The organism is Xanthomonas sp. BRIP62409 (assembly GCF_003992965.1).
In the GTDB taxonomy this organism is placed as follows: domain Bacteria; phylum Pseudomonadota; class Gammaproteobacteria; order Xanthomonadales; family Xanthomonadaceae; genus Xanthomonas; species Xanthomonas euroxanthea.
Map to the genome: position 1 here is coordinate 22152 of NZ_QEZJ01000006.1, position 18791 is coordinate 40942.

The window sequence follows — 18791 nt, forward strand, 5'->3', positions numbered from 1 at the left end:
TGCGCGCGATGTCAACCGCCGATCGATATCGTGCAGTCACGCCGTGACATCAATGGCTTGGCGCCGCCGATGCGCGGATGACTTGCACGAGGACGAGCAGCGTTTTTTCTGGATCCCGCCGGTCATGCAGCGCGGCGCCGATACCGATACGGGCATCGGCCATCGTGCTGCAGCTGATCAACAGCCGCCCATCAGGCCTTCCGAACGCCAGTTGGTGCCTTCGCCCAGCAGCAGATAGAAGCCATAGCTCTCGTAGCCGCTTTCCGACAGCACGAAGTCGAGCGTGCCGTTGCCGTCGATATCGCCGAACTGCAGCAGATGCGTGCGCAGTGGCAGGTCTTCGCAATCGTCGCAGCCGCTGGCCGCGCTGCCCTTGCGGAACTGCCAGCGGCTGCCGTCGTGTTCGAAGATCGCAAGCACCACGAGGACGCCGGTCGGGTTGTCCGGGTTGCCGGTTCTGGTCGGGTGATTGGAGGTCAGCACGGCCACACGTCGCTGTGGCTGCCCGGCGTCGGTAAAGACCTGCAGCGCCGCCAGATCCTGTGCACGATCTGCAGTGAATGCCGTCAACGCCTGGGCCATCGCCGCAGGCGTGACGCTCTTGCGCAGCTGCGCGGTCTCCCCGACCTGGCGCAACAGCTCGGTCTGTTCGGCAGCGGTGGCATTGCGGGTCGCAAAGCGCTTGCCGGGATTGAGATCCACCGTCGCCAACAACGGCGAATTGGACAGCGTTGCGGTGCCCTTCAAACGCAGTTTTGCGGTGCCGCCGCACATGCTGTTGTCATCGACGGTCAGCGACGCAAGCTGCACGCTGCCGGTGGACACGCCCGCATCGAAGACCTGCAGCGGCTGGCTCAGCAGCGACCTGGGCATGCTGGACTCCTTCGCGACGCCGCGACCCAGCCACACCGGAACGTATTCCAGCGGGTCTTCGGTCGGCTGGCTGTCGTAGGTCTGTACCAGCATGACCGCGCGCGCCGGTTCGGCGGCCTGTGCGGCCAGCGGCAACAGCGCGGCCATTACGAGAGCGGGCAGGCGGGTGTGCATTGCAGCAAGTCCTTGTGGGTGGCGATCCATGAAAAAACGGACGCTCCGTGGAGCGCCCGTTTCGGGGTATGCAACGTAGCAAACGCGGCTTAAGAAACTGGCGGGCGATTCCAGCCGGCTGCCGTCGGGCGTGGATGCCGTGCGGTGACCATCGTGCCTGCGGACTGCATGCAGCTGAAGGGCACCGGCCGTGCCCTCCTGGCGATCCGCCGTCTGGCCTCAGTACTTGGCCACGCCGTTGTCCACTTCGTCCGACCATGCGTCGATGCCGCCGGTGACGTTGTAGACGTTGCTGAAGCCCAGGCCACGGAAGTGCTCGGCCGCCTGCAGGCTGCGCCCGCCGCGGTGGCACAGGAACGCCAGCGGGGTGTCCTTGGGCAACTGCTCGATGGCGGCGCGCTCGTGCGCATCCAGCGTGCGGAACGGCGCGGCAACCGTGGCCAGGGCGCGTTCGTCGGCCGGGCGCACGTCCACCAGGGTCAGCGTACCGGCCTTCAGGCGGTCGTCGGCATCGCGCACCGACAGCTCCTGCACCGGCTTGGGTGCATTGGGATTGTCGATGGCCAGGCCACGACCACGGATGTCGTCCACCCAGTCGATGGTGATGCCGTCGGCGCGGCGGGCGCTGGCCAGGTCGAACTGCACGCGCAGGCCGTTGGACTCGGCAGCGATGGCGTTCGGGTTGGTCGGCGCCAGCTGGAAGTTGGGCTGGAAGTTGGCATCGATGGCCAGCGTCAGCGAGGCATCCGGCGCATCGGCCAGCGCGCCCTTGAGCATCTCGACCGCGGCCGGGGTGATGGTGATCCTGGGCGGAGTCCGGTCTGGCGCCTGCAGGCCGAGCATGCTGCTCAACTCGCCGCTGTCGGCCATCTGCAGGATGATGTCGCTGCCGCCGATCAACTCGCCGTCCACATACAGCTGCGGAATGGTCGGCCAGTCGCCATAGGCCTTGATGCCTTCGCGGATCTCCTGGTCGGCCAGCACGTTGACGTGGGCATAGTCGATGCCCAGGCCGTCCAGCACGCCGACCGCCTTGGCCGAAAAACCGCACTGCGGCATGCCGGGCTGGCCTTTCATGAAGAGCACCACGCGGCTGGATTGCAGCAGCGTATCGATGCGGGAACGCAGGGCGGGATCGAGGGACATGGCAGCACTTCGGTCAGATCGTGGAGTCCGGGCATTCTACGCCGCATGGCATCATGCGGCATGACCACGCTTCAAACGCTGTATCGCATCCCCTCGCACCCCTACCGCTGGGTCGGCCTGCTGGCCCTCTCGCAGGCAGCGGTGGCGCTGCTGTGGTGGCATCTGGGCTGGGTCTGGGGCGTGCCGGCGTTGCTGCTGTCGCATGCGGCGTTCGTGGTGCCGGTGTTCCTGCCGCGCGCGCGTCTGTACGCGCCGGTGCTGGCGCGCCTGCCGGGCCGCGCCCCGCAGGTATGGCTGACCATCGACGACGGCCCCTCCGACGACACCCCGGCGATGCTGGAACTGCTGGACGCCTTCGATGCCAAGGCCACCTTCTTCGTGGTCGGCGCCCGCGCCGAGCAGCGGCCTGAACTGGTGCGCGAGATCGTGCGTCGCGGGCACGGCATCGGCAACCACAGCCATACCCATCCGCAGGCCTGGTTCTGGGCGCTGGGACCGCATCGCATGGCGCAGGAAATCGGCCAGGCGCAGCGCGTGCTGGCCACCATCACCGGGCAGGCGCCACGGCTGTACCGCTCGGTGGTGGGCATGACCAATCCCTTCGTCGCCTCGCCGCTGCGGGCGCATGGGCTGACCCGCGTGGCCTGGAGCGCGCGCGGTTTCGACGGGGTGCGTTGCGAGCCGGATGCCACCGTGGCCCGCATCGTGCGCGACCTGCGCCCCGGCGCCATCGTGCTGCTGCACGAGGGCGCCGCGCACGGACACAACCTCACCATCCTGCGCGGCGTACTGGAGGCGATGCGCGCGCGCGGCCTGGCCGGGCGGCGTCCGGACTGAGGTCCTGCGAACCGCGGCGCGATGAGGTGACGCGGGCCCACGCAGGGATGATCCATCGTCCGTGTCTGCCGGACCTGCTCCGGTATGGTGCATCGTCTGTAGTGGCGGAGCCGCCCGGAGCCAGCGGCGTCGAAACCCGGCGCTGATCCACGCATGTATTGACAGCGATTTAACGTGGATCGACCATGCGCCCCCCAGCCAGCAAACGGTGCGCGCCTTTCGAGGGCGCTGCCGACGCCAGCCTCAAGCCGTCATCGACGGCCATATCCGCTCTTGAGGCTGACCCCATGTCCCATCGCATCGTCTCTGCGCGCACGCCCATGCGTGCGGATCTCCGTTCGCCGCAGCTCCCGCTGGCGTCCTCCCTGCTGGCGCTGGCCTGCGCATGGCCATTGGCGGCTGCGGCGCAATCGAGCACGCGCGACCCGGTCGATCTGGACCGCCTGCAGATCCAGGCCCATCGCGGTGCCGCGACCGAAGGCACCGATTCCTACACTGCCGATGTCGCGCGTAGTTCGACCCGGCTGGAGCTGTCGCTGCGCGAGACGCCGCAGTCGGTGGTGGTGGTGACCCGCCAGCAGATCGTCGACCGCAACCTGCAATCGCTGCAGGACGTCACCGACACCGTCGCCGGCTTCAACTCGCCGACCTGGGACACCGAGCGCACCTACATCAACGCGCGCGGCTTCGAAGTGGACTACTACCGCATCGACGGCATTCCCACCGACTACACCGGCGATGTGCAGCAGAACATGGCGATCTACGACCGGGTGGAAATCGTCCGCGGCGCCAACGGCCTGACCTCCGGTGCGGGCAACCCGGCAGCATCGATCGACCTTGTGCGCAAGCATGCCGACAGCGACGTGCTCACCGGCCGCGTCGATCTGTCGGCAGGGCGCTGGGACCGCTATCGCGGCACGCTCGACCTGCAATCGCCCTTGAACGCCGCCGGCAACGTGCGTGGACGGGTGGTGACCAGCTATGAAGACAAGCAGTCGTTCCGCGATTACTACAGCAAGCAATCGTCGCTGTTCTACGGCATCGTCGATGCCGATTTCAGCGACGCCACCCGCGGCTATGCCGGCGTCAACAAGCAGCGCAACGACGGCCGCGGGACCACCTGGGGCGGCGTGCCGGCGTACTTCAGCGACGGCAGCCGCACCGACTTTGCACGCTCGGATTCGTTCACGCCGCGCTGGGCGCGCGGCGTAGCCGACACCACCAATGCCTTCGCCGGCCTGACCCATCGCTTCGACAACGGTGCGCAGCTGCACGTGGAGTACTCGCATCAGCGTTTCGAAGCCGATTGGAAGTCGGTGCTGTTCGGCTACTTCGATTACCCGGACCGCGCTACCGGCCTGGGCCTTGCCACCAACTTTGGCGGGCGCTATCCCACACTCACTGCGCAGAACAGCCTGGATGCCTACCTCAGCGTGCCGCTGACCTGGTGGGGCCGCAACCACGAGCTGATCGCCGGTGCCACCTGGATGAACCGCAACGTGCGCAGCTGGTCCAACGGGCCCGAGCCGTCACAGTTACTGACGGCCGAAAGCGTCTACGCCTGGACCGGCAGCATGGCGCAGCCGCAATGGACGCCGCTGGTGAAGGGCGAAGAACGCGATGTGCGCCAGGTGGCCGCCTATGCCGCCGGCCGTTTCAGCCTGACCGACGCGCTTACCGCCATCGTCGGCGCGCGCGTCACCGACTGGAAGAACAGCGATCAACTAGTGCCGGCCAACACCTACGAGCGCCGTGGCCGCACCACGCCGTACGCCGGCCTGATCCTGGATGTGGACGAGCACCATTCGCTCTATGCCAGCTATACCGGCATCTTCAAGCCGCAAAACAACCGCGATCGCGGCGGGCGCTATCTCGCCCCGCTGGAAGGCAACAGCTACGAGGTCGGTGCCAAGGGCGAATACCTCGGCGGCCAGCTCAATGCGGCACTGGCGTTGTTCCGGATCGAGCAGGACAACCTGGCGGTCAACGATCCCGGGCAACTGGTGCCGGGCACCACCACTCAGGCCTTCCTCGCGGCGAAGGGCACGGTCAGCCAGGGCGTGGAGTTCCAGCTCGATGGGCAGCTGTCCGAGCAATGGCGGATTGCATTCGGCTTTGCCCAGTTCGATGCCAATGATGCCAGCGGCGTCGATGTCAATCCGACCAGCCCGCGTCGCGAGGCCACCCTGTTCACCAGCTGGCAGACCGGCCCGTGGCGCGTGGGCGGTGGCCTGAGCTGGCAGTCGGCCATCCACGACTTGATGTCCGCGCCACAGGGCGGCACGCAGCGGCTGACCCAGGGCAGCGTGGTGCTGGCCAACGCAATGGCGCGCTACGACATCAACCAGGCATGGTCGGCGCAGCTCAACGTGCGCAACCTGTTCGACCGCACCTACTACGCCAACATCGTCTACCAGAGCCAGTTGATCTACGGCGACCCGCGCGATGTGGAGCTGACGCTGTCCTGGAAGTTCTGACCTTGCTCCAGACGACAGGCTTTGACGGTATCCATGCCGCTACCCAGCCTCCACGGACGGGTTCACGGCGTGTCCCATGAGCGATGAGGGCACCGCGCACTCGGCGAACCAGGCATTTGCCTGCGTCTAAACGGCGCGGCGACTCGGTGACCTGGTTGTCTCGAAGTGATTGGTCATCGCGGATGGATCAGTTGTAGAGCGGATGATCTGCGGCTTGGCTGCTGGGCCCTTGCCTGCCCACCATCGCAGGACACGCCGCAAGTACGTCCTTGTAGGCTCTTACGCGGCATCCATGCCGCGTAAGGTCCCGCGACGGTGGGCGGGCAAGGACCCGTCGGGATGGTCCGTGTGCACAGCTTTCAACAAGGCAACCAGCGGATTCTCTGGGGCGGTGGTGCACCGCCCTCGAACAACGTGGCCCAGGATCATCCGCATGACGTCAACAGCGGCTGTCAAAACGGCTGCGCGGCCGGTGCCCGTTGCGGCATGTGCTACGCGTACACCCCGGTTTCTGCGTGCCGTCCACATCCGTCCGGCGAACGTGCGTTACGTTTCATCAGCCGTTCTGAATCGAGCCAGGCACGTTGTGCACGGCCTCAGCGCGGCTCGGCCACGATCAGCCAGTTGTTGAACGGGGTGTTGCCGTACAACGGCGCAAAGGTGGCACGCAGACCGGCGGCATCCAGCTGCGCCTGCAGGCTGTCGCGGGTGGGATAGCTGCGCGGCATGCGCTGCATCCAGCCGCTCAGATGCGCCAGCACGTCGGTCACGCGGCTGGTGCGGCCACGGCTGCTGGCATCGCCCAATGCGCTGCGGATCACCAGCTTCGCGCCCGGCGTCAGCATCTGCGCCACGCTGCGCAGCAGGCTGGCTTGCATGTCGGCCTGCAGATACTGCAGCACATCCAGAATGGTCACGCTGCCGCGGTGTTGCGGCCAGGCCACGCTCAGGTCGACCACGGCGAACTGCGTAGTGCCCAGTGCCGAGCGCTGCGCGATGTGCTGCGCGCGGCGGATCTTGGACGCGTCCACATCCACTCCGTGATACGCCAGTGCCTGGCCGTCGGCGCGCAACGCGTGCGCGAGCAGGCCCAGCCCGCAGCCCAGATCCAGCACCGGCGCAGTGGTGCTGCGCAATTCGGCCAGCACGCCCGGATACAGCGGATCGGTGCGCAGCTTGGCCTGCGTGTAGTAGTAGTCGTAGCGATTGCCCAGCGGATGCGGCGGCAGAAATGCGCGCGCGATCGCCAGCGCCTGTGTGCGGCTCATGGGTTGGGTGGCGGTGCTGTGCAATGGCGTTCCTTGGCAGTGAGGCGTGTTGCGCGGCTAGCTTAGGGCATCGCGCGCTGCAGGCAGTGCCAATACGGTCCAGCGCGCATACATGGCGCCGGAGGGATGCAGGCCATCGTCGACCAGCATGTCGGCAGCAGCGCCGTCATCGCGGCTGGTGGCGGTGATGTCGACAAAGCGTACCGAGCGTGCGGCGCAACGTTCGGCGGCCACGCTGTTGAAGGCATCGATCTGGGCACCGATCAGCGCCGCATCGCCGCCTTGCGCATGCGCAAACGGGGTCAGCCCCCAGTCCGGAATCGACAGCACGAACACGCGCGGCGCAATACCGCCGGCCAAGTCGATTGCACGCAGCAACAACGCATCGAACTGGCTGCGGTACTCGTCCAGCGAACGCCCGCGGTACTGATTGTTGACGCCGATCAGCAGGCTCACCAGATCGAACGGCCCCTGCGGCGCAGCGGCATCCAGACCGGCCTGCAATTCGTCGGTGGTCCAGCCGGTGGTGGCGATGATCTGCGGCGGCGCCACGTTCCAGCCGTAGGCACGCAAACCGTCCACCAGTTGCAGCGGCCAGCGCTGCCCGGGGGCGACCCCTTCGCCGATGGTGTAGGAATCGCCGAGCGCCAGATAGCGCAACGGCGTGCCGGCCACCACCGTCACGCCACGCTGCGCGACTTGAGCGGCACCACCTTGGTCACCGCCTCGGCGCGGCGCGCCAGCGCACGGTCGATGCGTGCGAACACATCGCGCATCACCGCCGCCTCCGGCATCAATGTGACGCGGAAGTGGTGGCGGTAGGGCACGTTGAAGCTGGACCCCGGCACCACCAGCACGCCTTCCTCGTTCATCAGGTCGAGCGCGAATGCGTGGTCGTCGAAGTTGCGCGCGGCCGGCCCGACCACTGCCGGAAATGCATACAGCGCACCGGCCGGCGCCACCAGCGACAGGTGCTCGCTGGCCGCGCAGGCCTCGATCACCGCGCGGCGGGTTTCGTACAGACGGCCGCCCGGCGCACACAGCGCCGAGATGGTGTCGGGCCCGTTGACGGCCGCATCGATGGCGTACTGGCCCGGCACGTTGGCGCACAGCCGCAGCGCGCCGAGCAGGTCCATCGCGTTGCGCAGGTCATTGATGCGCGACTGCTCGCCCGACAACAGCGCCCAGCCCACCCGCCAGCCGCAGGCGCGGTGCACCTTGCTCAGGCCGCTGAAGGTGATGCACGGGTGCGCACCGGCCAGTGGCGCCACCGGCACGAAGGCGGCGCCGTCGTAGAGCACCTGGTCGTAGATTTCATCGACCATCAGCAGCAGGTTGTGCTTGCTGGCGATGGCCACGATGCGCTCCAGCAACTCACGCGAATAACTGGCGCCGCTGGGGTTGTTCGGATTGATCAGCACGATGGCGCGGGTGCGCGAGGACACCAGCGTCTCGATCTCCACCGGGTCCGGCTGGAAGCCGTTTTCCGGCGCGCAGCGGTAGTACACCGGACGGCCATCGTTGAGGATGGTGGCGGCCGACCACAGCGGATAGTCGGGCGAGGGCACCAGCACTTCGTCGCCGGGATTGAGCAGCGCACGCAGCGACAGGTCGATCAGCTCGCTGACGCCGTTGCCGACGAAGATGCGGTCCGGATGCGCATCCGGATGCTGGCGCCGCGCATATGCGGTGGCGATGGCCTCGCGCGCTTCCGGCAGGCCTTGCTGATGGGTGTACGGATCGGTGCGGCCCATGTCGTCGGCGATCGCGCGCTGCAGATGCTCGGGCGCACGGAACCCGAACGCGCCTGGGTTACCGATATTGAGCTTGATCAGCTTGCGGCCCTGCGCCTCCAGCTCCCGCGCTCGTCGCGCCAGCTCGCCCCGGATTTCGTAGCGGACTTCGGACAGACGCTCGCGGATGGCGAGCGGCTTTTGCGGGGCAGTGGACATGCGACGGGCCGGTTGTAGGCGTGAGGCTTGGCATGGTAGCGGAAATAGGACAGGCGGACATGCTTGCATCGGCAACGATGTCAAGGGGCGCTTCAGGGCCGGCGCAGGGCCGATTGCACAAGCCGCTGCGGCCAGCCAGCTAGAATCGCCCCATGAGCAACGCACCCCCCGATTACCCCACCCTCCAATCCATTGGCTGGCCCTGGCCTGGCCCTGCCGAGGACCCGGCCTGGCAGGCACTGTTCGCCGCGCATCCGCAGGCGCTGCCGGCGCGGGTGGTGGAACAGCACCGCACCGGCTATGTGGTGGCCGATACGCCGGAGGCCAGCCTCAAGGCCGAGTCGTTGCCTGAGTGGCAGCGGCCGCGGTTTCCCAGCCATGAGCGGGCGTCGGTGGGCGATTGGGTGCTGATGGAGGGCAAGCGCATCGTGGCCTTGCTGCCACGGCGCACCTCGATCAAGCGCGGTGCGGCCGGCGAGCATTACCACCAGCAGGTGATCGCGGCCAACATCGATACGGTGTTCATCGTGTGCGGGCTGGATGCGGACTTCAATCCGCGCCGCATCGAACGCTATCTGCTGCTGGTCGGCGGCGGCGGTGCCGAGCCGGTGGTGGTGCTGACCAAGGCCGACCAGACCGAGTACGCCGAGGATGCACTGGCGGTGCTGGAAGAGCTGGAGGCGCAGAACATCCCGTTGCGCGCGGTCAATGCCAAGGATCCCGAGAGCGTGGCGGCACTGCGGCCGTGGCTGGGCGATGGCCGTACCGCGGTGCTGGTGGGCTCGTCGGGCGCCGGCAAGTCGACGCTAACCAATACCCTGCTCGGGTCGCAGAAGATGAAGACCAATGCGGTGCGCGAGAACGATTCGCGTGGCCGGCATACCACCACCCATCGCGCCTTGATTCCGTTGCCGTCCGGCGCCTGCCTGATCGACACGCCCGGCATGCGCGAGCTCAAGCCCACCGGCGAAGAGGATCTGGCCGAGGGTGGCTTCTCCGATGTGGAGGCGCTGGCGGCGCAGTGCCGTTTCAACGATTGCGCGCATATCGCCGAGCCCGGTTGTGCGGTGCGTGCGGCGATCGAGGCCGATACGCTGGATCCGGAGCGGGTGGCCAACTACATGAAGCTGCGCGTGGAAGTGGCCGCTGCGGCCGAAAAGCTCGCTACGCGCCTGGCACAGAACAACCGGGGCAAGGGATCGGGCCGGCGGCCCGCCAGCGTCGATCGCACCGGGCGACGCTGAACATGCCATCGCGCAAGGGCCCGCCGGACATCGTCCACCACGCGGCGCTGGATGCGCGCCTGGTCAAGGCCGTGCGTGGCGTGCGCCTGCTGGCGCTGGCGAGCTGGCCGCGCTCGCTGCAGGAGCCGTTCCTGCAGAGCGTGGCGCGCGGGCAACCGGAGCTGCCGCAGGTGGAGTACCCGGCGCTGGACTTTGGCGACACCCGGCGCGAACTGTCCGCGATCGCCAGGGCGGCCGACCCGCACCATCCGATCGGCGCCTACCTGATCGATTCGACCCATAGCTGGGATCTGGCCGCCGGCCTGCTGGAGTCGCTGGGCACTTCCGCAGTCAGCGACTACTCGGCGCAGCTGTTCGGCGTGCCGGACGACCCGATGCCGGGCAACGGCCCGAGCACGCGCGAGGCGGCGCGGCATTTCATCCAGATCGCGCAGGAGCTGGACCGCGAGCTGCTGGCGCCCGAAGAGCAGGTGCCGGTGTCGGCCACCGCCTTGCGCATGCAACTGCAGAACGATCTGGACGCGTTCTTCGAAGGGCGCATCATCACCGTCACGCTGGATCCGGATCTGCTGGCCAAGGCCGCCGCAGGTGCACACCGCATCCGCCTGCGCACGGGCGCCACCTTCAGCGATTACGACCGCGCGCAGTTGTTCCATCACGAGGCGCTGGTGCATTCGCTCACCGCGCTCAACGGGCGCGCGCAGCTGCACCTGCCCAGCCTGGGCATTTCCTCGCCGCGCACCACCGCCACGCAGGAAGGCCTGGCCACCTTTGCCGAGCAGATCACCGGCAGCATCGACATCGAACGCATGAAGCGCATCAGCCTGCGCATCGAGGCGATTGCGATGGCGCGCTCGGGCGCGGATTTCATCGAGGTGTTCCGTTACTTCACTGCCGGCGGGCAGAGCGCGGCGGAGAGCTTTTCCTCGGCGCAGCGGGTATTCCGCGGCGTGCCGACCTCCGGCGGCGGCGCCTTCACCAAGGACACGGTGTACCTGCGCGGGCTGGTCGCGGTGCATACGTTCTTCCGGCATGCCTTGCAGCGCGACCAGCTGCAGCTATGCCGCTACCTGTTCGCCGGCAAGATGGCGCTGGGCGATGTGGCGCGCCTTGCGCCCTTGTTCGACAGCGGCGTGCTGGTCGCACCGCGCTGGTTGCCGCCGTGGGTGAGCCGGGTCAGCGGGCTGGCCGGCATGCTGGCGTTTTCGTTGTTCGCCAACCGCATCCGCATGGATCAGCTGCAGCCGCCGGCAATGAATGTCTGACCATCGTTACGCCAGCTTGCGAACAGGCGCCGGGCAGGTGCAAGCGCGCAGCGCGCTGCCGCTAGTCGCACCTCACTCGTGGATGCTGGGCGGCGCAGCCGCCCGCCTTGATTGCATCGCCGCCCCACGTGGCGCTGAACCGCATGCGTCGCGCAGACGCGTTCTACACGATGTTGCAACGGGCTGATCCGGACACTGGTTGCCTCGCCCGAGACGGGCCATGATGCGAGGCAATGCGATGAAGATCCTGATGGTGCTCACGTCCCACGACCAGCTCGGCGATACCGGCAAGAAGACCGGCTTCTGGCTGGAAGAGTTCGCCGCGCCGTACTACGTGTTCAAGGATGCCGGCGCCGACATCACCCTGGTCTCGCCCAAGGGCGGCCAACCGCCGCTGGATCCCAAGAGCGACGAGCCCGACGCGCAGACCGAAGCGACCAAGCGCTTCAAGCAGGACGCCGACGCGCAAAAGGCCCTGGCAAGTACGCATCGCCTGGCAGACGTGAAGGCAGAGGACTTCGATGCGGTGTTCTACCCGGGCGGCCATGGTCCGTTGTGGGATCTGGCCGAAGACGCGGATTCGATCGCGCTGATCGAAGCGTTCGCCGTGGCCAACAAGCCGCATGGCCTGGTGTGCCACGCACCGGGCGCGCTGCGCCGCGTCAAGGGCAGCGATGGCAAGCCGCTGGTCAACGGCCGCCGCGTCACCGGCTTCACCAATGGCGAGGAAGAGGGCGTGGGCCTGACCAAGATCGTGCCTTTCCTGGTCGAAGACGTGCTGACCGAGCTCGGCGGCCGCTACGAGAAGGGCGCCGACTGGGGCGTGCATGTGGTCACTGACGGCATGCTGGTCACCGGCCAGAACCCCGCGTCTTCGGAAAAGGCGGCCGAAGCGTTGCTCGAGTTGTCGAAGCGCTGATTCTTCGGTTGTCCCATGGTGGCGCAAGGACGGCCACCGGAAAGACAGTGCGGCGTTTGATCTGGAGCGGCGAACAAAGCGTAGCGATCATTCGTCGGTGGGCGCGGAAGGTGCGGAGCAACCGGCGTGTACGCGTGGGATACACCGGTGCCGAGCGGCGGCCGCATCCTTCCAACGCTGAGCGCAGGAGTTCTTAGCGATTCTATCGTGCGCCTTCAAAATGCAGCGGCATCCGAATGCAGCGGCATCCGACAGCCCGATGCAATCCGGTGTTTGTCATCAAGCGCACCGACCATCCAGATTGGCTCTTGCCCGCGGACCGTCGCGGGCTCTTACGCGGCATGGATGCCGCGTAAGAGCCTACACGGACGTACTTGCGGCGTGTTCCGCGATGGTGGGCGGGCAAGGGCCCGGCAGCTAGGTCACAGATCGTCCGCTCTGGCCGCAGATCGTCCGCCCTGCAGTAGCGCTACGAACCTGCACCATATCGTTCAAGCAATGCGCTCCAGCCAGCGCACCGCATAAGCCGGCAGCATCAGCTGCATGGCATCGCCCAGCGATTCGGTAGCCGCCTCGCTGCCATCAGCCAACACAGTCCACCGGCCGCCCCCAAGTGCGGCAAGCTCCACCGTCAGCGGTTGCTCGCCGAAGTTGTGTACGGCCACAAAGTCATCGCCACGGGTCAACGCAAACAGACGTGAATCGCCCAGCGCAATGCTGCCCAGCGCCTGACTGGCAGCCAGTGCGGGCAGCGCGGCACGCTGCCGGATCAATCCACGTAGCCGGCGATACACCGTGCCGCTCACGCTGGCTGCAACATCGCGCTGTGCTGCACGCTGCCAATCCATTGCCGGGCGATGCAGCCAGCGGCCTTCGTGCCGACGCTGCGGATCGTCGCGGTAGCCGATATCGTTGGACAAGGCGAGTTCGTCGCCCATATAGATCAACGGCACGCCCGGCATCGCCAGTGCGATGGCATAGAGCAACACCAGCCGATCCACCGCCATGCGCAACGCCGCCGCGTCACCGGATTCCTGCGCGGCCTGGATGCCGGCCAGTGCCGCGGCCATGCCATTGGTGCCGTGCACGCCATCGCCGCTGCTCTGGAAGCTCTCGCCACGCGCATAACTGCCCGGCACCTGGTTGGCATAGAAACGCGCGACATCGCGCAGCGCGAATGGCTGCTGCGCGGCGTTGCCGGCGGCTTCGTGTTGCAGCACGTTCCAGCCGATGTCGTCGTGGCAGCGCACATAGCTCAGCCATGCACAGTTGGCCGGCAGCGGCGGGCTATGCGCGATGACATCGTGCAGGATGTCGCCGCGTTGCAAGGCCAGCGCCGACCAGCCGGCCGCCATCAGCGTGCTGTGATAGGCCAGGTGGCATTCGTGGCCCTGGTCCGCACCGCTGCCGAAGTAGGGCGGCAATTGCGTCATCGGCACGATGGCTTCGGCCTTCATCACCACCGACGGCGCAACGATGTCGGTGACCGCGCGTAGCGCCACCAGCAGGGTATGCGCCTCGGGTTGATTCATGCAGTCGGTGCCGGTGCGCTTCCAAAGATACGCGGTGGAATCCAGACGGAAGGCTTCCACACCCAGATTGGCCAGCTGCAGCATCGCCAGCGCCATCTCGCCGAACACCGCCGGGTTGCTCCAGTTCAGATCCCATTGATACGGATAGAACGTGGTCCACATCCACCGGCCGGTGGCGTCCACCCAGGTGAAGTTGCCGGGTGCGGTGTGCGGGAAGACCTGTCCCAGCGTGGTTTCGTACTGGTCGGGCAGGCTGCGGTCGGCAAAGTGATGGTAGTAGTCGAGATAGCGCGCATCGCCGGCCCGCGCCGCCTGTGCCCAGGCGTGGTCGTCGGCGGTGTGGTTGAGCACGAAATCGGCGCACAGGCTGATGCCGGCCTCGCGCAGGCGCGTGGTCAGCGCGACCAGGTCGTCGTTGCTGCCCAGGCTCGGTTCGACCTGGCCGTAATCGCTGACCGCAAAGCCGCCGTCGTTATCGCCGGCGCGTGCGCGCAGGAACGGCAGCAGGTGCAGATAGCGCACGCCCAGCTCCTGCAGGTACGGCACGCGTTCGGCCACCCCTTGCAGCGTGCCGGCGAAGCGGTCCACGTAGGCGCTGTAGCCCAGCATGTGCTGCTCGCCGAACCAGCCGGGCTGGCGCGCGGTGTCGAGCTGTTGCAGCGGTTGCGGGCGCTGCTGTGCGAGGCTGCCCAACGCAGCCATCCACTGCGTCAGCCAGCCCGCCGTGTCGGGGCGTGCGCCGTACAGGGTGTGCAGGGCATCCAGCAGGCGCGGCGCGTGCCGGTCGAAGCGTGGCAACAGCGTGCTCGCACGCTGCGGGTCCAGCGGCGCGGCAAAGGCCGCGCGCACTGCAGTGAGATCGGTGGGGGAGGTGCTCATTGGCAGGCGCCGGGACGAACCCGGCGAGGGGTCCTTAGAAGTCGTAGCGCAGGCTGATGCTGGTGGTGCGGCCGGCAATCGAACGCGCGCGGATGATGCCGTTGGCCGGGATGCTGGCTTCCTCGGCCTCGGTCAGGCCGAAGGTGTTGAACAGGTTGTTGACGTTGAGCGCGACGGTGAGTGCGTCTGTCACGCGGTAGTCGCCGAACAGGTTCACCTGCGTATAGCCGGGCATCTTCAGCTGGTTGGAATCCTGGGTGTAGGCATCGGTGGTGCCGATCAGGTTGACGCCGAACTGGTAGCCGTCGCCGCGGTAGCTGGGGGTGAGCTGCCACACCACATCGGCCTGGCGACGCGGCACGTTGCCGGTGTTTTCCGGGGTGATCTGGTCCCTGGAAATCTCCGCATCGGTCCAGGTCAGGCCGCCGTTGACGGTGAAGCCCTCGTAGCGGTAGCTGGCTTCCAGCTCCACGCCGTGCGCTTCGTAGCTGCGGTTGAAGAAGCGCTGGCTGGTGACTTCGAAGTTCTGCTCCTCGGTGCGCGCCGAGAACGCGGTGGCGAACAGGCTCAGCCCGTCGCGGCGCCACTTCAGGCCGGCTTCGGCCTGGCGGACCACGTTGACGCCTTCGTCGGAGGAGACCGAGCCATCGTCGCGGATCACCCCGAACAGCAGGCGGTCGGCATTGGCGCGGGCGCCGCGGCTGATGCGCGCGAACGCGCCCAGGTCCTCGTTGATCAGGTAGTTGCTGCCCAGCGAATACGACAGGTAATTCCAGTCGTAATCCACCGGCCGCGCGTTGGCGGTGTCGACCGTGGCCACGCGCTGTTCCACCGGCTGGATCACGCCGTCGCCGTTGACGTCCAGGTTCTGTGCGATCGCGGTGCCGGCATAGTTGCCGCGTGCATCGCCCATGTCGTAACGCAGGCTGCCGTCGATGCTGAACTTGCCGCTGTCGAAGGTGAGCGCGAGATAGGGTGCGTTGACGTCGTAGCGCACGTCGTAGCTGCGCGTGTTGCAGCAATCGCCCCAGAACGGAGTGCCGTACGCATACAAACCGTTCTGCGAGCGCGACACGCCGCCGGCATCGACCACGTTGAGCAGGCGCGAATCGCGGCCCAGGCTCTGCACGTAGGAGTTCCAGGTCCAGTCCATGTCGATGGTCTGGCGCGAGCTGTAGTAGCCCATGCGCAGGTTGAGCGTGCGGCCGTCGCTGCCGAACTCGCGCGAGACGCTGAGGTCGTTGGTGACGTTGCCCAGGTCGTTGATCGCCACGTTGAACAGATGCGTGCGGATCGCGTTGCCGGTGTAGGCCTGGCCGGCGTCCGGGCCGCTGGCCTGCACCAGTTGCGCGCCGGCGCCGCCGATGGAGGCGGCGAGCGTGGCGGCATCGGTGACCTCGGCCGGGAACGGGCTGACGAAGCGGCCGCTGTTGTCGGCGATGCGGAACTTCTCGCTCAGGTTCCAGCCGTTGCCCAGGTCGAACCAGGCCTCGGCGCCGATGGTGCGCGAGATCGGATGCATGCCGTCGCCCAGGTCGGTGCGGCGCGGCCGATTGTTGCCGTCCAGGCCGACATCGCTGCGGAAATTGCGGCTGTACAAGGTGTCGTTGCCCGGATCGAAACCGGCGAAACCACCCAGGTCCGGCGAACCGTCGCGGCCACGCACGGAGGTCGGCACCGGCAGATAACCGGCGGCGCGATCGTTGAGGTATTTGCCGTAGACACGCACGTAGCCGTTCTCGAACAGCCGGGTCAGGTTGGCCTTGAGCTGGCCGCCCTTGTCGGTGGTGTAGCCGGCATCGCGCACGCCATCGCCCTGGCGGAAGAAGCCGCCGATGTTGAACTGCCAGTTTTCCGCGAACGGCGCGCCATAGTCGAAGTCCACGCGGGTGTTGTCGTAATCCAGGCCGCGGCTCACGCCGACGCTGCCACCTGCGGTGTCGCCGGTCTTGCTGATGAAGTTGATGATGCCGCCGGGCGCATTGCTGGTGAACGTCGATGCCGAGCCGCCGCGGATGGCTTCGATGCGGTCCAGGGTGAAATCCGAGCGCAGGAAGATGTCCGCGTTGCCGAAGGCGATATCGCCGAATTCCATCACCGGCAGGCCGTCTTCCTGCAGCTGCAGGAACTTGGCGCCGCCGGAGGCGACCGGCAGGCCGCGCACGGCGATGTTGGCATTGCCTTCGCCACCGCTGGATTCGGAGCGGATGCCGGGAATGTTGCGGAAGATTTCGGCGGTGCTTCGCGGCGCCGACTGTTCGATCGCCTCGGCGCCGACGGTGCTGACCGACACGCTGGACTTCAACTTGGTGGTGGCGGTGGAGGTGCCGGTGACGAACACCGAATCCAGGTTGACCGCGGCGCTGTCGGCGGCCGGCGGCGTGACGGGTGCGGCGGTGGCCGCGTCCTGCGCCAGCGCGGCGGGCGCGCACAGGCAGGAAACGACCGCGCAGGCCAGGGCATGCAGGCGCAGGGTGTGCAAGGTGGGCATTGCGGTTCTCTCTTTCACGGATGGTGGTAGGCCGACGCCTGCATCGTCCCCTCCCAGGGAGTGGCCGTGTGGCCTGCAGTGCGAGCGCAGTAATACGCTGCAATACAATCGATTGCAATCTTGCGCTGCAGCATCGTTTCGGTGCCTGCGAGCTTGTTTGTTTGAAAGCGAAAGCGTGTTGCGGCGCAGCGTTACAATCGATTGCAGAGGCGGCAGGGTACAGTGCGCTGCGGCCACTGGGAGCCGCACCGATGCCCAGGGCCTTGCATGTCGTCGACCGCCACCCCGTTCTCCTTCGCGCGCATCCTGGCGCTCAACGCCGGCTTCTTCGGCGTGCAATACAGCTTCGGCCTGCAGCAGAGCAACATGAGCCCGATCTACAACTATCTGGGCGCCGATCACGCCAGCCTGCCGTACCTGTGGCTGGCCGGGCCGATCACCGGGTTGGTCCTGCAACCGTTCGTCGGTGCGTGGAGCGACCGCTCGGTGACCCGCTGGGGCCGGCGCATGCCGTACATGGTGCTGGGGGCGCTGGTGTGCAGCCTGTGCCTGCTGGCGATGCCGTTCAGCACCGCGTTGTGGATGGCGGTATGCCTGCTGTGGATCCTGGATGCGGCCAACAACGTGGCAATGGAGCCATACCGCGCCTTGGTCAGCGATGTGCTGGCGCCACCGCAGCGGCCGCTGGGGTATCTGACCCAAAGCGCGTTCACCGGGCTTGCGCAGACGCTGGCCTATCTCACCCCGCCGATGCTGGTGTGGATGGGCATGAACCAGGACGCCGCCAATGCGCACCATATTCCCTACGTCACCATCGCCGCGTTCGTGATCGGTGCGGGGTTCTCCGCGGCCTCGATCCTGCTCACCGCGCGCAGCGTGCGCGAGCCGGCGATCGCGCCGGCAGAGATCGCGCGGATGCGCCAGACCGGTGCCGGCCTGGGCGCCACCGTGCGCGAAATCTACGGCGCCCTGCGCGCGATGCCGCCCACCATGCGCCAGCTCGCGCCGGTGATGCTGTTCCAGTGGTATGCGATCTTCTGCTACTGGCAATACATCGTGCTGTCGCTGTCGACCAGCTTGTTCGGCACCACCGACGCCAACTCGCATGGCTTCCGCGAGGCCGGCCTGGTCAATGGGCAGATCGGCGGGTTCTACAACTTCATCGCGTTTCTGGCCGCGTTTGCGATGGTGCCGGTGGTGCGCCGCATCGGCCCCAAGTACACGCACGCGGCCTGCCTGGTCGCGGCCGGGGTCGGCATGTGGGTGTTGCCGGGCATCCAGGACCGCTGGCTGATGTTGCTGCCGATGATCGGCATCGGCCTGGCCTGGGCCAGCATGATGGGCAACCCGTACCTGATGCTGGCCGACAGCATTCCGCCCGAGCGCACCGGTGTGTACATGGGCCTGTTCAACCTGTTCATCGTGCTGCCGATGCTGATCCAGATCGTCACCCTGCCGCTGTACTACGCGTGGCTGTTGCATGGCGACCCGCGCAACGTGATCCGCCTGGCCGGCGCGCTGATGCTGGCCGCCGCAGTGGCGATGCTGTGCGTACGCGTCCGCAAGCCCAGGGCCGTGGCGGCCTAGCCGCCGCGGCAGTGCCGTACTGCGGCACTAAGAAAAGCAGCGTGGCAGCAGCAACCGATTGCGTGCAACCCGCCGCCGACACACGCTCCTACGATTCCCGATTCCCGATTCCCGATTCCCGATTCCCCACTCCCCAATCCCCAATCC

Annotated in this window: 13 protein-coding genes and 2 other RNA genes; 7 read left to right on the forward strand and 8 right to left on the reverse strand. The window is 67.1% G+C overall.

What is annotated here, in order from left to right; all coding sequences use genetic code 11:
• Window positions 1–177 precede the first annotated feature (177 nt).
• Window positions 178–1047, reverse strand: a complete 870-nt coding sequence (locus EO170_RS00455; protein ID WP_126941734.1) for a hypothetical protein — start codon at window positions 1045–1047, stop codon at window positions 178–180.
• A 219-nt stretch (window positions 1048–1266) separates the two neighbouring features.
• Window positions 1267–2193: a Grx4 family monothiol glutaredoxin gene (gene grxD, locus EO170_RS00460; RefSeq protein WP_115677945.1), complete on the reverse strand. Its 927-nt coding sequence runs from the start codon at window positions 2191–2193 to the stop codon at window positions 1267–1269.
• 45 nt (window positions 2194–2238) lie between these two features.
• Between grxD and EO170_RS00465 the strand changes: the two genes are divergently transcribed.
• The 3 genes from EO170_RS00465 to EO170_RS00475 all read left to right on the forward strand — a co-directional run bounded on the left by EO170_RS00465 (window position 2239) and on the right by EO170_RS00475 (window position 6069).
• The gene (locus EO170_RS00465; protein WP_206513955.1) at window positions 2239–3030 is read left to right on the forward strand and encodes a polysaccharide deacetylase family protein; all 792 of its coding nucleotides are present in this window, start codon (window positions 2239–2241) and stop codon (window positions 3028–3030) included.
• Window positions 3031–3317: 287 nt separating this feature from the next.
• Window positions 3318–5507 carry a TonB-dependent siderophore receptor gene (locus EO170_RS00470; protein WP_126941738.1) on the forward strand — a complete coding sequence of 730 codons (2190 nt, stop codon included), beginning with the start codon at window positions 3318–3320 and terminating at the stop codon, window positions 5505–5507.
• Between the two features lie 486 nt (window positions 5508–5993).
• A non-coding RNA gene (locus EO170_RS00475) (sX9 sRNA) lies at window positions 5994–6069 on the forward strand.
• A gap of 34 nt (window positions 6070–6103) precedes the next feature.
• Here EO170_RS00475 and EO170_RS00480 read toward each other — a convergent pair.
• Genes EO170_RS00480 through EO170_RS00490 form a run of 3 tightly spaced genes read right to left on the reverse strand, consistent with a single transcriptional unit; the run spans window position 6104 to window position 8727 of the window.
• Entirely contained in the window at window positions 6104–6775 is a 672-nt protein-coding gene (locus tag EO170_RS00480; RefSeq protein ID WP_104648793.1) for a methyltransferase, read from the reverse strand.
• Window positions 6776–6832: 57 nt separating this feature from the next.
• On the reverse strand, window positions 6833–7453 hold the full coding sequence (locus EO170_RS00485) for an SGNH/GDSL hydrolase family protein (RefSeq protein WP_126941752.1): 621 nt from the start codon (window positions 7451–7453) through the stop codon (window positions 6833–6835).
• 2 nt (window positions 7454–7455) lie between these two features.
• A complete protein-coding gene (locus EO170_RS00490) occupies window positions 7456–8727 on the reverse strand; it encodes a pyridoxal phosphate-dependent aminotransferase (RefSeq protein ID WP_126941740.1) in 1272 nt (423 codons plus the stop codon).
• A gap of 152 nt (window positions 8728–8879) precedes the next feature.
• On the opposite strand from EO170_RS00490, the gene rsgA reads away from it, so the two are divergent.
• From rsgA to EO170_RS00505, 3 genes are all read left to right on the forward strand, one after another.
• Window positions 8880–9971: a ribosome small subunit-dependent GTPase A gene (rsgA, locus tag EO170_RS00495; RefSeq protein WP_104648796.1), complete on the forward strand. Its 1092-nt coding sequence runs from the start codon at window positions 8880–8882 to the stop codon at window positions 9969–9971.
• Between the two features lie 2 nt (window positions 9972–9973).
• Window positions 9974–11236 carry a flavohemoglobin expression-modulating QEGLA motif protein gene (locus tag EO170_RS00500; protein ID WP_126941742.1) on the forward strand — a complete coding sequence of 421 codons (1263 nt, stop codon included), beginning with the start codon at window positions 9974–9976 and terminating at the stop codon, window positions 11234–11236.
• A gap of 238 nt (window positions 11237–11474) precedes the next feature.
• Window positions 11475–12155: a type 1 glutamine amidotransferase domain-containing protein gene (locus tag EO170_RS00505; RefSeq protein ID WP_104584000.1), complete on the forward strand. Its 681-nt coding sequence runs from the start codon at window positions 11475–11477 to the stop codon at window positions 12153–12155.
• A 68-nt stretch (window positions 12156–12223) separates the two neighbouring features.
• Here EO170_RS00505 and EO170_RS00510 read toward each other — a convergent pair.
• The 3 genes from EO170_RS00510 to EO170_RS00525 all read right to left on the reverse strand — a co-directional run bounded on the left by EO170_RS00510 (window position 12224) and on the right by EO170_RS00525 (window position 17057).
• Window positions 12224–12298: non-coding RNA, sX9 sRNA (locus EO170_RS00510), on the reverse strand.
• Window positions 12299–12646: 348 nt separating this feature from the next.
• Complete coding sequence (locus tag EO170_RS00520) at window positions 12647–14566, reverse strand: amylosucrase (protein ID WP_126941744.1); 1920 nt, start codon at window positions 14564–14566, stop codon at window positions 12647–12649.
• 34 nt (window positions 14567–14600) lie between these two features.
• Window positions 14601–17057 (reverse strand): TonB-dependent receptor, encoded by a 2457-nt coding sequence (locus tag EO170_RS00525; protein WP_164740849.1) that lies wholly within the window; start codon window positions 17055–17057, stop codon window positions 14601–14603.
• A gap of 267 nt (window positions 17058–17324) precedes the next feature.
• Here EO170_RS00525 and EO170_RS00530 point away from each other — a divergent pair, with 267 nt between their 5' ends.
• Window positions 17325–18644, forward strand: coding sequence for an MFS transporter (locus EO170_RS00530; protein ID WP_126941748.1), 1320 nt, complete (start codon window positions 17325–17327; stop codon window positions 18642–18644).
• The last annotated feature ends 147 nt before the right edge of the window (window positions 18645–18791 follow it).